This window comes from Parvimonas sp. C2 (genome assembly GCF_035282405.1).
Taxonomy (GTDB): domain Bacteria; phylum Bacillota; class Clostridia; order Tissierellales; family Peptoniphilaceae; genus Parvimonas.
This window is the reverse complement of the sequence record NZ_JAYKBP010000001.1, coordinates 447,443-461,308: the sequence shown is the minus strand read 5'-3', so window position 1 is coordinate 461,308 and position 13,866 is coordinate 447,443. Positions and strand designations below refer to the sequence as shown.

15 protein-coding genes are annotated in these 13,866 nt (G+C 26.9%); 11 read left to right on the top strand and 4 right to left on the bottom strand.

The annotated features are described in order from the left end of the window. Positions 1-64 precede the first annotated feature (64 nt). The 9 genes from ylqF (at position 65) to VJI95_RS02175 (ending at position 7,109) form a co-directional block, all read left to right on the top strand. On the top strand, positions 65-946 hold the full coding sequence (gene ylqF, locus VJI95_RS02215; protein WP_324010077.1) for a ribosome biogenesis GTPase YlqF: 882 nt from the start codon (positions 65-67) through the stop codon (positions 944-946). Beyond that, positions 936-1,568 (top strand): ribonuclease HII, encoded by a 633-nt coding sequence (locus VJI95_RS02210; protein ID WP_324010076.1) that lies wholly within the window; start codon positions 936-938, stop codon positions 1,566-1,568. The genes ylqF and VJI95_RS02210 overlap by 11 nt, the downstream gene beginning before the upstream one ends. Then, positions 1,558-1,902, top strand: coding sequence for a YraN family protein (locus VJI95_RS02205; protein WP_324010075.1), 345 nt, complete (start codon positions 1,558-1,560; stop codon positions 1,900-1,902). The genes VJI95_RS02210 and VJI95_RS02205 overlap by 11 nt, the downstream gene beginning before the upstream one ends. A gap of 8 nt (positions 1,903-1,910) precedes the next feature. Next, on the top strand, positions 1,911-2,402 hold the full coding sequence (locus VJI95_RS02200; RefSeq protein WP_004833040.1) for a MogA/MoaB family molybdenum cofactor biosynthesis protein: 492 nt from the start codon (positions 1,911-1,913) through the stop codon (positions 2,400-2,402). Positions 2,403-2,409: 7 nt separating this feature from the next. Continuing rightward, positions 2,410-3,936, top strand: coding sequence for a YifB family Mg chelatase-like AAA ATPase (locus tag VJI95_RS02195; protein ID WP_324010074.1), 1,527 nt, complete (start codon positions 2,410-2,412; stop codon positions 3,934-3,936). A 2-nt stretch (positions 3,937-3,938) separates the two neighbouring features. Then, entirely contained in the window at positions 3,939-5,033 is a 1,095-nt protein-coding gene (gene dprA, locus VJI95_RS02190) for a DNA-processing protein DprA (protein WP_324010073.1), read from the top strand. Between the two features lie 47 nt (positions 5,034-5,080). Beyond that, the gene (locus VJI95_RS02185) at positions 5,081-6,223 is read left to right on the top strand and encodes an acyltransferase family protein (protein WP_324010072.1); all 1,143 of its coding nucleotides are present in this window, start codon (positions 5,081-5,083) and stop codon (positions 6,221-6,223) included. 8 nt (positions 6,224-6,231) lie between these two features. After that, complete coding sequence (locus tag VJI95_RS02180) at positions 6,232-6,690, top strand: methylated-DNA--[protein]-cysteine S-methyltransferase (protein ID WP_324010071.1); 459 nt, start codon at positions 6,232-6,234, stop codon at positions 6,688-6,690. Between the two features lie 143 nt (positions 6,691-6,833). Beyond that, positions 6,834-7,109 (top strand): hypothetical protein, encoded by a 276-nt coding sequence (locus tag VJI95_RS02175; RefSeq protein WP_323998795.1) that lies wholly within the window; start codon positions 6,834-6,836, stop codon positions 7,107-7,109. A 971-nt stretch (positions 7,110-8,080) separates the two neighbouring features. On the opposite strand, the gene VJI95_RS02170 is transcribed toward VJI95_RS02175, so the two are convergent. The 4 genes from VJI95_RS02170 to VJI95_RS02155 are packed head-to-tail and all read right to left on the bottom strand — an operon-like array spanning position 8,081 to position 11,151. Continuing rightward, positions 8,081-8,926 (bottom strand): amidohydrolase family protein, encoded by an 846-nt coding sequence (locus tag VJI95_RS02170; RefSeq protein ID WP_324010070.1) that lies wholly within the window; start codon positions 8,924-8,926, stop codon positions 8,081-8,083. Positions 8,927-8,980: 54 nt separating this feature from the next. Next, a complete protein-coding gene (locus VJI95_RS02165; protein WP_324010069.1) occupies positions 8,981-9,409 on the bottom strand; it encodes a GNAT family N-acetyltransferase in 429 nt (142 codons plus the stop codon). 32 nt (positions 9,410-9,441) lie between these two features. Further along, positions 9,442-10,272: an aminoglycoside 6-adenylyltransferase gene (locus VJI95_RS02160; RefSeq protein ID WP_324010068.1), complete on the bottom strand. Its 831-nt coding sequence runs from the start codon at positions 10,270-10,272 to the stop codon at positions 9,442-9,444. A gap of 12 nt (positions 10,273-10,284) precedes the next feature. After that, a complete protein-coding gene (locus tag VJI95_RS02155; protein WP_324010067.1) occupies positions 10,285-11,151 on the bottom strand; it encodes a YitT family protein in 867 nt (288 codons plus the stop codon). 146 nt (positions 11,152-11,297) lie between these two features. On the opposite strand from VJI95_RS02155, the gene VJI95_RS02150 reads away from it, so the two are divergent. Both VJI95_RS02150 and cysS read left to right on the top strand, forming a co-directional pair. Next, complete coding sequence (locus VJI95_RS02150) at positions 11,298-12,194, top strand: glycerophosphodiester phosphodiesterase (protein ID WP_324010066.1); 897 nt, start codon at positions 11,298-11,300, stop codon at positions 12,192-12,194. Between the two features lie 285 nt (positions 12,195-12,479). Then, positions 12,480-13,865, top strand: coding sequence for a cysteine--tRNA ligase (cysS, locus tag VJI95_RS02145; protein ID WP_323998791.1), 1,386 nt, complete (start codon positions 12,480-12,482; stop codon positions 13,863-13,865). Position 13,866 lies beyond the last annotated feature (1 nt).

The window sequence follows — 13,866 nt, the reverse complement described above, 5'->3', positions numbered from 1 at the left end:
ATACAAACAAATAAAAATTCATTTTAATTATAATAGATTTTGATTTATAAATTTGGAGGAAATAATGAATATAAATTGGTATCCAGGTCATATGAAAAAGACTATGGATAATATAAGAGCGTCATTAAAGTTGGTTGATATTGTTGGAGAGATTATTGATTCAAGAATTCCAATAAGCAGTAAAAACCCTGTTATTGATGATGTTTTAAAGGATAAGCCAAGAATTATGATTTTAAATAAATCGGATATGGCTGATGAAAATGAGACTAAGAAGTGGCTTAGTTATTATAGAAAAAAAGGTTATGGAGCTGTTGTCGTAGATGCACTTCATTCAAAGGGTTTAGATAAGATTTATTCAGTTGCTAAAGAGATGTTGGCTGATAAGTTTAAAAAGCTTGAAGAAAAAAATCTTTCTTCAAAGACAATCAGAATGATGATTGTAGGAATTCCGAATGTTGGGAAATCTACTTTTATTAATTCCATTTCAAAGAGAAAGAGTGCAAAAATAGGAGATAGACCTGGTGTTACAAAACAGGTTCAATGGATAAAGACAAAGAATGATTTAGAGCTTTTAGATACTCCTGGAGTTCTTTGGCCTAAGTTTGAAGATGAAAGAATTGGTTTGCACTTAGCTTTTACCGGTGCAATTAAGGATGAGATTATGGATATTGAAAATTTAGCTTTTCGTTTTATTGATGAGTTAAATAAAAGAGATGTAAATATTTTGAAAAATAGATATAATCTATCTGAAGATTCTTATGAGGACATTTTGTATTTAATGGATGAAATTGGAAGAAATCGAGGAGCAATTTTAAAGAAAAATGAAATTGATTATTTTAAGGTTGCAAATTTAGTTTTTGATGATTTTAGAAAAGTAAAACTTGGAAGAATAACTTTAGAGACTGTAGAAGATATTGAAAAATTTGAGGAAGATAATGGAAATTAGAGAAGAACTGGATAATATCTACAAAAAATATAATTTAATTATCGGTGTTGACGAAGTTGGAAGGGGTTGTCTTGCCGGCCCTGTGGTTTCTTGTGCAATTATTATGAAAAAAGATAGTAAGATTGAGGGAGTAACGGACAGTAAGAAACTTTCTAAAAAGAAAAGACTTGCACTTTATGATAAGATTTTAGAAGAATGTGTAGGATATGGAATTGGAATTGTAGATAATGTAAAAATTGATGAAATTAATATTAAGCAGGCGAGTAGACTTGCTATGAAGATTGCAATTTCAAATATAAAGGATTTAGAAGGAAATAAAGTTTCAGGTGATTTTTTGATAACCGATGCAGAAAAAGTTGATGTTGATATTCCACAGGTTAATTTAATTCATGGAGATGAGCTTTCTTATGTAGTTTCTTGTGCTTCAATAATTGCAAAGGAATACAGAGATAGTATGTTTGTTGAGTATGAGAAAAAGTATCCGAACTATAATTTTATAAAAAATGTAGGATACGGAACAAAGGCTCATTATAAGGGAATTGATGAAAATGGGGTTACTCCTATTCATAGAGTAACTTTTTTGAAAAAATATTTTGAAAAGAAAAAAGATTATGAAAGCTAAAGATATTGGAAATTTAGGGGAAGAAAGGGCTGTTAAATTTCTTTTAGAAAAGGGTTATGAAATTGTTGAGAGAAACTTTTTAAAACCTTTTGGAGAGATTGATATAATAGCAAAGGATAAAGATTTTTTAGTTTTTATTGAGGTTAAGGCTAGAAAAAATATAAATTTCGGTTTTCCCAGAGAGTTTGTAAATGGAAGTAAGATAAAAAAGATACAAGATGTTGCACAGATTTATATGATGGAGAAAAAATTGTTTGGAGCAAAAATTCGTTTTGATGTTATAGAAATAATTTTTGACAATCATAAAATTACACATATAGAAAATGCTTTTTAGGAGGATTTATGTTTACTGCTTATGTAATTACCGTTTCTGATAAGGGTTCAATTGGGGAGAGAGTTGATACTTCAGGCGAAGTAATTGTTGAGATACTAAAAGAAAATAATTATGAAGTTCTTGATAAGATTATTATTCCGGATGATCAAGCAATAATAGAAGAAAAATTAAAATATGCTAGTGATGTTTTAGGGGCTAATTTAATTTTAACAACAGGTGGAACAGGCTTTAGTAAGAGAGATGTTACGCCTGAAGCAACTTTGAATGTTGCGACTAAAAATGCATTTGGAATTTGTGATTCTATCAGACAATACAGTTTGACAATTACAAAGAGAGCAATGCTTTCAAGAGCTGTTTCAGTTATTAGAAACGACAGCTTAATTATAAATTTACCCGGTAGTCCGAAAGCTGTTAGGGAATCTTTAGAGTATATTATAGATTCTGTAGAGCATGGACTTCAAATACTTTTGGGAACGGCATCCGAATGTGCTAGAAAGTAGGTAAGATATGTATTCAAAGACTAAGACTTGTGTGTTAAATGGATTAAATGGTTATGATATTGATGTTGAAGCAGATTTATCAAGTGGACTTCAGGCTTTTAATATTGTAGGGCTTCCTGATTTATCTATAAAAGAATCTAAGGAAAGGGTTAAATCAGCGATTTCAAATAGTGGATTTTCAATTCCACCAGGGAGAGTTACGATAAATTTAGCTCCTGCAAATTTAAAAAAAGATGGCTCTCAAATTGATTTAGCAATAGCTGTGAGTATGTTACTTGCTATTGGAGTTATCGAGTATTTGCCTGATGATAAAACTGTTTTTTTAGGTGAGCTTTCTCTTGATGGAAGAGTTATAACTTTTGACGGAGCTTTACCTATGATTATCTCTTTAAAAGAACTTGGTTTTAAAAAATTCTTTATTCCTAATGCTATTAAAAATGAAGTTAATGTAGTTCAAGGAATAGAGATTTATCCAATTTCACATTTAAAAGAATTAGTTGATTGTTTAAATGGAGTTATCGAAATAAAGAAAGAAGATATTGTAAAAGTAAATTTAGATGAGGAAATAAAATATGATATAGATTTTTCAGATATAAAAGGTCAGGAAAATTTAAAAAGAGCAATGGAAATTTCTGCTGCAGGAGGACATAATTTGCTGATGGTTGGCCCTCCGGGGAGTGGAAAAACTATGATTGCTAAAAGATTACCGACAATTTTACCTAAATTAACTTTTGATGAATGTATTGAATGTACAAAAATTTATTCAATAGCAGGAAAACTTAAAAATAATAAATTGGTTACTCAAAGACCTTTCAGATCTCCACATCATACAAGCAGTCCTATTTCTCTTGTAGGTGGAGGTAAAATTCCAAAACCTGGAGAGGTTTCTCTTGCTCATAATGGAGTTTTGTTTTTGGATGAATTTCCTGAGTTTTCAAAACAGGCTATTGAAGTTTTAAGACAGCCTATGGAAGATGGAAAAGTTACTATTTCAAGAGCTAATTCATCAATTACTTATTATTCAAACTTTGTAACTGTTTGTGCATTAAATCCTTGCCCTTGTGGGAATTATGGATCACAAACTGAAAAATGCACTTGTTCACAGTTACAAATTCAAAGATATCTAAGTAAAATTTCAGGACCGATACTTGATAGAATTGATATTCAAGTTGAAGTTGAGCCTGTAAAATATGACGATTTATCCTCAAAGGAAGTTTTAGAAACTTCTGCTGATATTAGAAAAAGAGTTGAAAAAGCTAGAAAAATTCAACTTGAAAGATATAAAAATGAAAAAATATATAATAATGCGAATCTTTCTGCAAGACAGATTAAGAAATATATTATTTTAGATGAAAAACTTGAAAAAATTATAGAGTTTGCATTTAAAAAGTTTAAGTTTTCAGCGAGATCTTTTAATAAAATTTTGAAGTTAACAAGAACAATTGCAGACTTGGACGGAAGTGAAGAAATCAAGGAAGAACATCTGTTAGAAGCTATCAGATATAGAAGTTTGAGTAATAAATATTGGAGTTAGTTATGAAAAATGAAGATGCTTTACTGTTTTTGAGTTATTTGAATTTTGATTATAAAATTAAAGATGAATTGTTAAATCATTTTACTTTGGAACATATCGAGGAGATTTTTGATTTATCCGGAGAATATTTTAAAGAAAATAAGCTTTTAACTAAAAATAATATTGAAAAATTAGTTGAAGAGAGAGAAAAATTTAATTCAGATGCTTATAGAGATTTTTTAGAGAAAAAGAAAGTTAAATATGTAAGTATTTTGAGTGAAAATTATCCAATTAATTTAAGGGATATTGAGTATATTCCTCAAGTTATTTACTATAAGGGAGATATTTTACCTGAAGACGAATTTGCACTTTCAATTGTGGGATCCAGAAAATGTACTAATTATGGGGCTTGGGCAACGGAACATTTTGCAAGGTCAATTTCAGAACTTGGAATAAGAATTGTTTCAGGAATGGCTTTGGGTATTGATTCCATTTCACATAGATCTGCTTTAAAGTCAGGTGGAAGAACAATAGCTGTTTTAGGTTGTGGAGTTGATATAGCATATCCTAAAACTAATTACAGATTGTATGATGTAATTATAGAAAATGGTGCAGTTATGAGTGAATTTCCTATAGGAATGCCACCTTTAGCTCATAATTTTCCTGTTAGAAACAGAATTATTTCAGGACTTTCAAAAGCTTTATTGGTTATCGAGGCACAAGATCGTTCAGGTACACTTATAACTTCAAGATTTGCAAATGAACAGTCAAAAGAAATTTTTGCACTTCCAGGAAATATAAACAGTCTATACAGCAAAGGAACGAATAAATTGATAAAAGATGGAGCATTGATTGCTACGGATTATCAGGATATTATAGATGGTGTTATTGATTTTTCAGAATTTATTTTAAATAAAAATAAAGAAGAAAAAGATTTGGATATTTTAGATGCAAAAGAACTTTTGATTTATAATTTAATAAATGAAGAACCAAAGTCTCAAAATAAAATTTCAACAATAACAGGTTTTTCAATTATAGAAACAAATACAATTTTAACTGCATTGGAACTTAAGGGATTTATAAAAGAACTAAATGGGGGAATTTTTGTAGTTGATTAATTTTAAGAGATGAATTTCATCTCTTTTTTTATAAAAATGGAGGATTTATGATTAAAATATTTTTTTTAATTTTACCTTTTATAATTATGTTTATACCAAATCGAAATTATGATTTGATGTCTAAGGAAGATACTTTAGCATTTAAAGGGATTTTATCTACTATAGTAATTTTGCATCATATTTCTCAAGTGGAAAATAATTTACCAATAATACATTACTTTGCAAATTTTGGAATGTATGCAGTTGGTGTTTTTTTCTTCATTTCTGCTTATGGAATTACGAAACAGCTAAAACTTAACAGAGAAAAATATTTAAGTGGATTTTTAAAAAAGAGAATTTTTAAATTGTTATTACCAATATCTATAGTAACTATTATTTATATAGTTTTAAATATTTTAGTTTTCCATAAATCATATACAATAAATTCAATAATTAATGTATATAAAAGTGGCTCATCTATAATAAATAATGGTTGGTATCTAAATTCCATCTTAGTTATATATCTAATATTTTACTTTAGTTTTAAATTTTTCAAAAATATAAAAATATCATATTTAAGTTTTTCATTTTTGATATTGGCTTATATCTTTGTTTTAAAAAGAATTGGCTTTGGAATGTGGTGGTATAACAGTATGATTGGAATAATCTTTGGAATGTGTTTTGAAATTTTTGAAGAAAAAATTAAAAGAGTGTTAAGTACTCATTTTTATAAAATACTGTTGATTTTGTCCATCTGGTCATTCTATTTTGCTAACAATAGAGAGTATAATATTATAAAAAATCTTTCAAAAGTAGGAATATACTCTAATTGTACAATTGTTCAAAATATGCTTTGTTTGAATTTTATAATCATGATATTATTAATTTCAAAGAAGATCAATTTTAGAGAACTTGTAATTCATAAAAGTAAAAGAACAAAGTCTATTGGAAAATATAATGTGAATTTCATTGCAGAAAGCAACAAGTTTTATTCTAAATTTGTTTTGATAAGAAATAGAATACTATCTTTTTTAGGAAAAATTTCTTTTGAAATGTATATGATTCATGGACTTATTATGAGAATATTAGCTGTATATTTGAAAGTAGATATATTATATCTTTTAACTCTATTTGGATTAACTATAATAAGTTCGTATTTTTTGAACTTATTTTTTAAAAAATTATATATAGTTTTGAACTTGAATAAATAGGAGAATTTATGAATTATATAGTTTTTGAGTCTTTAGTTGGAAAGATTAAAGTAATAGAAGAAGATAATAAAGTAATTGAGATTAAATTTGTAAAAGATGAGAAAAATGTTAATCCTAAAACAGAAATTTTAAGATTGGCAAAAAAAGAATTAGTAGAATATTTTTGTGGAAAAAGAAAAAAATTTACATTCCCGTTTAAAGTAAATGGTAGTGAGTTTGCATTAAAGGTTTATAAGACTTTAATGGAAATTCCTTATGGAGAAACTTGTAGTTATAAAGACATTGCAAGAAAAATCGGAAATGAAAATTCACAAAGAGCAGTCGGTGGGGCGAATAATAGAAATAAATTACCAATTTTGATTCCATGCCATAGAGTTATAGGAAGCGATGGAAAACTTGTTGGATATGCAGATGGAATTGAAATAAAACAAAAACTTTTGGAGTTGGAAAGAAAAAATTTAAGATAATAAGGAAAATAAAGAGTTTACAAAAAGTTACAAATATTTTTTTATATTGTATAATGAATTTAGTAAAAAAGATAAAGTAAAAAAATATAAATGATGAATAATACAAATAATCTAAATTTCTTCAAAACTGAAAGGAGCGAATTATGAATTTTAAAAAATTGAATATTATTGCTGGTATCGTAATTAATATTTTATTAGCCGTTTTCTTTATATTAAGTATTTCTGGGAAAATTGGTTATGATGAAGGAAGAAGCTTATTGTATGCATTGTTATTATTAAATATTTTTACATTTGGACTTAATATTTTTCTAAATAAAGACGATAATAATAAAATTTCTAACAAAAAAATATTATTACTTCTATTAGTAACAATAATATTATCCATTTTAGCAATTGTGGTATTATTTACTAATAAATAAAAAAACAAAGCAGTATTGGAGTTAGTCTAAAACTTTTAAACTGCTTTTTTAGTGTAAAAAATTAATTAAAAAATAAGAAGAAAACATAAAAAACGAAAATATTTTAAAAAATAGCAAAAAAAGTGAAAAAAATTTAAAAAAATTACAATAAAGTGTTGACAAATTAAATTTAATGGGGTATAATATAGATAACAAACAAGATAACGCGTTAAATAGTTTGAAGACTGGAGGTAAGACCAATGAAAATTTTAAAAACAATTTCATCAGAGTTGCTGAATCATTGGTTTTTAGTAAAAACTTACGATGCCAGCAACTTGAGCAGCAGATAATATATTTTGTGAATTAGAAGGTTGGAAAATAGTATAATTAACTCAAAAAACTAATCTAAATTTTTAACAAAATCGAAGTGTTAAGTTGTATGATAAAAATTTTGGTATTAAAGTTAAATATGAGAATATTAAGATATTTGAGTGTTAATATTAAATATAAAGGAAGCAAAAGATTCTAGTATTTTATAGAAGAGATATGAGGATGTTAAGATGTTTGAGTATTTAAAAATTATATCAGTTTGGTGTTGTATATACTAATACGGTGATTAAAGAATAGTAAAACTAAATTATACTAAAGATGCAATGTGAAGTAATATATAGACACAAAAGATATTACAAGCAATGTGGTTGTAGATTTATCATAAGGTTGTATGTGTAGAATAAGAAAAGAGGGTTGTTGATAGAATAGATATATCGGTGATTAGCTAGATTATGCTAAAGTATTATTTTTGATAGATTTACAAAAACTAAAATTGAAGTTCAAGTGTAAAGAAATTTGGATTTCGTTAAAACTAAAATTAAATATTTAGATATAAAAAGTGCATCATTTTATAATTTGATGCACTTTTATTGTAAAACAACAAGGTTCCTGGAAATCCACCTGATGCGAAGCATCGTGGAAGGGTGAAGTTCTTATTGCTTTTATATTTTACCTATCATCTTTAAAGCATTATATTTACAAATTTTTTCGGCTTCTTCTTGTGAAAAATCCATTTGTTCCAATATTTCAAAATATTTATCATAAATTTCGTTTGGTTTTAAGCATCTGCTGTCAGGATAATCTGAAGCAAAAATTAATTTATCCACACCTAATGAACGTAATATTCTATTTGTTTTTTCTATTCCTAACTTATTAACCATATCAGGCAAAATTGCTGACATATTAAAATACGTACTTAGTCCAATTAATTCTTCATATTGAAAACCGCCTAAATGTGCTATTGATAGTCTTAAATTCGGATATTTACTAAGAATATTTTTTATTCTGCTTGGAGAACATACATCATCTGACAAATGATTTCTGGGATAAGAATGAATTTCTATTAAAATATTATTTTTACTCGCATATTCAAATATTTTTTCATAATAAAAACCATCAATAGGGTAATAAGTATTCGTTGAGTGAATTTTTATTCCTATAAATTCTTCAAGTTTTAAGATTTTTTCTATTTCTTTAATTGTGTCCTTTATATTTTTCCTAATGTCAATATCGGCAAAACAATAAAATTTTGAGTGCTTATCTTTTATCATTTTTGAAAGATTTTTATGAGACGTTTCTACTGTGAAATCCATAGATAACATATATGGGTCATTGAATGGCATAATAAAAGCACATTCTATATTGTATTTTTTCATTATTTCAATATAATCATCAATAGAACCATTTGTAATAAATACACCGTCATATTCGATATTTGCATCTATTACATCTTGTGGAGTTAGATGAATATGAGCATCAATTTTGGGAAGCTGTTTCCAATCAATCATATTTTCTCCTTTGTAAAAAATTTATAGACAAGTATGGAATTATAAAAGTTAAAATTAATTTTCAAATGCTAACATATTTCCAATTAAAATTTTAAATCCTAATGATTTGTACATATCAACATCACAATCTGCAGAACCAACTATCAAAGAACTTATTTTACTTTCTTTGTATGCAAATTTTATTAATTGTTTAGCTATTCCTTTGTGCCTATATTCTTTGATAATGAAAAAATCTTCAAGGATTCCTCCTTTTTCGTAGTTAAAAGTAGAAAATATCATACTTATTGAGCAACAAGCAACTAAATTACCATTACAGATACAACCAAAAAAGTAAATATTTTCGTCTGATATTGCTCTTTTTAAATTTAGAAAATTTTCATAAGTAGGTTCTTCTTCACCTATTTCAGATTTATATTTTGTTTGTAAAATTTTTAATTCGTCAAACTTATCATTTGTTATTTTTATAAATTTCATATTATCCATACTTTATTTTCCTGAAAAAATAATTATCCGATTTATCTATTAATTGCTTTTTGTTTTAATTCTCTTAAAAATGTTACTGTGTTTCTATCTAATTCTTTTGCGTAGTCAAATCTTAAGTTAAGAGATATTTGAAGAGAAAGTCTTCTGAAAAGTCCACAGATGTTAAATAGTGCAGACCAAAGAGATTCTAGTTCTAATTCTGAGTAACAGTGTAGATATTTTTCGAAAATTTCCGTATCAACATAGTTAAAAACTAATTTATTATCTTTTCCAAGATCTATAACATATTTGTTTTCTGATAAAACATAGTGTTTTAAATGTTCATCTAGTAAAGATAAAACTTTTCTATATTCTTCTGATACATTTAAAAATTCTTTTGTATATAATTTATTTCCAAATTTTAAGATATTCCAGAAAAATTCACAAGTATTTTCCAAAAATGCTTCTTCTGTTAGTTTATGTGTTTTTCTTTCAATATATACACTGGCTTTTTTGGTCTCATCTTTATTAAGTACACAAATATATTTTTCTTCTAATTCTCCTAAAGAGTCCATTGAATCTTTTGAAACTATTCTAAAAAGTCCTTGAGTGAAATTTTCATAAATTATTTTATATTCAATTACATTTTCATTTTCAGTATTTTCAAACATTGTTAATATATCGCCAAAATCGCCAATATATTCAAAGGAGTCATCATCAAATGATAAATCTTTTACTAAAAATAGAACATTAAAAAATCCTACATTACTGGACATACTTTGTGATTCAAGTTGTTCAATAAAGAGCTTTTCAACTCTGCTATCTTTCATTGCTATTTTTTTTGCTATCTCTTTAAGTTCATTATATGTTAAAATATTATTCAAAACAAATTCCTCCTAAATTTCTTGTACTCTAAATCCTCTACCTTTAACTTCATACGCTTCAGATATTATTAAAAATGAAGCCGGATCAACTTCGCTTAATATTCTTTTTATAGTCACTACTTGTCTTGTACTTACAATACAATATACGACATTTTGTTGTTTATGAGTGAATGCACCCTCTCCATGAAGAAGAGTAACACCTCTATGCAAATCTGATAAAATTCTGTCTGTAACTTCTCTTTGTCTAGATGTTATAATCATAATTTGTTTTGTATCTCCAAAACCCATTTGGATTTTATCAAGCATTTTGTAAGCTACATACATTGCAACAATAGTTAGAAGTCCTCTTTCAAGACTAAATATGTAAGAGGCAACTCCTATTATGATTGCATTTATAGCCAGGAGAGATGAGCCGATGTTTACATTAAGTTTTGTTTTAAAAATAGTTGCTAAAATATCAAGTCCACCTTGACAAGCGCCATTTTTGAATAAAATTCCCATTCCAAGACCATTTATGAAACCACCAAAAATTGCATATAACATATTGTTATCAAGTTTTAAGTCGATCGGAATATGACGCATAGCAATTAATATAAATGAATAGATGAATGTGGATAAAAATGCGTAAGTCATAAACTTTTTATTCAAAAAAAATGCACCGACAATCATCATTGGCAAATTCAATACAAAAACCGATACTCCCGTAGGAAGACCTGTTAAGTACTCAATCATAAGTCCAATACCACCTAGTCCACCTGAAAGAAGTCCAGCAGGTACTAAAAATTTGACAACTGCAAATGAGCAAACTAAATCACCTAATAGGATATAAAAAATAGTTCTTAAAAAATATTTTTTATCTCCAAAGAATTCTTCTAACATAACACACCTCTGCTAATTTCTCTAATAAAATATAACAACATAATTATATCATAATTTTTATTTATATGATATAATTATACTAATTATATCATATTTTTCTTACAAATATTTAAATTAATGTAATTAAAATTTTAGGAGATGAGTTTATGAGTTTATTTTTATTAATTTTAATATTGACAATTTATATTTTATTACAATTTTCGTGTTTTAAAAAGGAAAGAAAGGCTAGAAAAGTTTTTAGAAATGGAGATTTTCCGCTTGTCTTTGCTCATAGAGGATCAAGTCATTTATTTCCAGAAAATACTGAATTAGCTTTTACAAAATCTTTTGAAATGGGAGTTGATGCTTTTGAAACTGATATTAGACTTACAAAAGATGGCAAAATAGTAACTCAGCATAATGAAGATATTGATGAAACAACAAATGGAACAGGGAATGTTATTGATTATACATATGATGAATTAAAGGAATTTAATTTTGGTTATAAGTTTAAAGATATCAATGGAGATTCTCCTTATGTAGATAATAGAGAATATGGGTTATTTCCAATGGAAGTCTCAGCACTTTTTGAAAAATTTGGAGATAAGGTTGTGTATAGTATTGATGTTAAGGATGAGGGCGAAATTGGTTTAAAGTCTGCAGAACTTTTATACAAATTCGTAAAAGAGTACAATTTAGAAAAAAATGTAATTTTTTCAAGTTTCAGCGAAGATAATCTTAAACATTTAAGAAAAATAAGTCATGGAGAAATAATTATTTCTGGATCTATGAAAAAGACTACTGAAGTCGTTTTGGCTTCATATTTTGGATATGATAGTTTTAAAAAATTTAATACTCATGCAATGATGATTCCGAAATTTGAAAAATTGCCTTTAGATACAAAATATTTAATTTATAAATTCCATAAACATAATATCTCTGTATGTTATTGGACAATTAATACAGAAAAAGATATGAGAAAGCTTATAAATAAAAAAGTTGATGGAATTATTACTGATAGAGTTGATTTGCTTTTAAAAATAAAAGAAGAAAAGTCTAATTAAAATATTGACTTTTTCTTAATAATTTAGTATTCTATTATAAATGAATATATATGTTGAAAAGGAAAAGAAACAACGATTTTAAGAGAGATGTTGTGTGGTGAGAAACATCAAGTTGAAGGTGCATCCTTGGAGTATTGTTTGCTACTTTATAGCAATTTAAGTAGATTTTTCAATTAGAGTGGAACCGCGGAATTTTTTCGTCTCTTGTTTTTTCAAGGGACGTTTTGTTTTATATAAAAATTTTTTAAGTGGCGAATACAATGAATAAAAATAGAGAGGTGTAACATGAAGATTTACAACACATTAACAAGAAAAAAAGAAGATTTTAAACCTATACAAGCAGGAAAGGTACTGATTTATGTTTGTGGACCAACTGTTTATAATTATATTCATATTGGAAATTCAAGACCTATGATTGTTTATGATACTTTGAGAAGATATCTTTTATATATTGGTTATGATGTTAAATTTGTTAGTAATTTTACGGATATTGATGATAAGATTATAAATAGAGCAAAAGATGAAAATGTACCTTTTACAGATATTACAAAAAAATACATTGATGCATATCTTGAAGATAGTTATGGATTAAATCTTTTTGAAAGTCATACAATTCATCCAAAAGCTACAGAATGTATTGACGAAATGATTGAATTTGTAAAAGTCCTAGAAGAAAAAGGAATTGCTTATAATGTAGATGGTAATGTTTATTTTGATATTACAAAGGCTAAAGATTATGGAAAACTATCTAAAAAAAATATTGATGATTTAAGAGCTGGGGCAAGAATTGATATTTCTGATGAAAAGAAAAATCCTCTTGATTTTGCACTTTGGAAAAAAAGAAAAGATGAAACAGAACCTGCTTGGGAAAGTCCTTGGGGAATGGGAAGACCTGGTTGGCATCTTGAATGTTCCGTTATGGCAAAAAAATTCTTGGGTGATACAATAGATATTCATGCAGGGGGAGAAGATTTACAATTTCCACATCATGAAAATGAAATTGCTCAGTCAGAATGTTGTAATGGAAAAGTTTTTGCTAATTATTGGATGCATAATGGAATGATTAATATAGATAATGTAAAGATGAGTAAGTCAAAAGGAAATTTCTTTACAATAAAGGATATTCAAAAAGAATATGATTTGGAAGTAATTAGGCTTTGGATTTTATCAACTCATTATAGAAATCCTCTAAATTTCAGTAGAGAAGTTATGGAACAAACTAAAAACGGACTTGAAAGAATGTATAATGGTAAAGAACATTTAGAAAGACTTTTGGAAATTTGTGAGGAAAGAGAAAATGCAGATGTTTCTAAATTACTTGAGTTTAAAAAAGAATTTTTAGACTCTATGGATGACGATTTAAATACTGCTGACGCTATTTCTAAAGTTTATGAACTTATTCGTTATACAAATACATTTGATGAAAATACTGATTTAAAATTAGTAAAAGGAGCTGTTAAGTTGCTTTCCGACTTAACTTCTGTTTTAGGCCTTCTCTATAAGGAAGAAGATGATGATTTAGATGAAAAAGTTGAAAAACTTATTGAAGAAAGAGAAGAAGCTAGAAAGAATAAAGACTTTAAAAGGGCGGATGAAATTCGTGATACTTTAAAAGAAATGAATATAGAATTGAAAGATACTAGAAATGGTGTTATTTGGAAAAGGGTGTAAT

What these genes read in the sequence shown, in the direction of transcription:
- VJI95_RS02185 (WP_324010072.1), top strand. Translation starts at nt 5,081, where the DNA reads ATGATTAAAATATTTTTTTTAATTTTACCTTTTATAATTATGTTTATA.
- VJI95_RS02155 (WP_324010067.1), bottom strand. Translation starts at nt 11,151, where the DNA reads ATGTTAGAAGAATTCTTTGGAGATAAAAAATATTTTTTAAGAACTATT.
- cysS (WP_323998791.1), top strand. Translation starts at nt 12,480, where the DNA reads ATGAAGATTTACAACACATTAACAAGAAAAAAAGAAGATTTTAAACCT.
- VJI95_RS02165 (WP_324010069.1), bottom strand. Translation starts at nt 9,409, where the DNA reads ATGGATAATATGAAATTTATAAAAATAACAAATGATAAGTTTGACGAA.
- ylqF (WP_324010077.1), top strand. Translation starts at nt 65, where the DNA reads ATGAATATAAATTGGTATCCAGGTCATATGAAAAAGACTATGGATAAT.
- VJI95_RS02200 (WP_004833040.1), top strand. Translation starts at nt 1,911, where the DNA reads ATGTTTACTGCTTATGTAATTACCGTTTCTGATAAGGGTTCAATTGGG.
- VJI95_RS02150 (WP_324010066.1), top strand. Translation starts at nt 11,298, where the DNA reads ATGAGTTTATTTTTATTAATTTTAATATTGACAATTTATATTTTATTA.
- VJI95_RS02170 (WP_324010070.1), bottom strand. Translation starts at nt 8,926, where the DNA reads ATGATTGATTGGAAACAGCTTCCCAAAATTGATGCTCATATTCATCTA.
- VJI95_RS02175 (WP_323998795.1), top strand. Translation starts at nt 6,834, where the DNA reads ATGAATTTTAAAAAATTGAATATTATTGCTGGTATCGTAATTAATATT.
- VJI95_RS02180 (WP_324010071.1), top strand. Translation starts at nt 6,232, where the DNA reads ATGAATTATATAGTTTTTGAGTCTTTAGTTGGAAAGATTAAAGTAATA.
- VJI95_RS02205 (WP_324010075.1), top strand. Translation starts at nt 1,558, where the DNA reads ATGAAAGCTAAAGATATTGGAAATTTAGGGGAAGAAAGGGCTGTTAAA.
- dprA (WP_324010073.1), top strand. Translation starts at nt 3,939, where the DNA reads ATGAAAAATGAAGATGCTTTACTGTTTTTGAGTTATTTGAATTTTGAT.
- VJI95_RS02210 (WP_324010076.1), top strand. Translation starts at nt 936, where the DNA reads ATGGAAATTAGAGAAGAACTGGATAATATCTACAAAAAATATAATTTA.
- VJI95_RS02195 (WP_324010074.1), top strand. Translation starts at nt 2,410, where the DNA reads ATGTATTCAAAGACTAAGACTTGTGTGTTAAATGGATTAAATGGTTAT.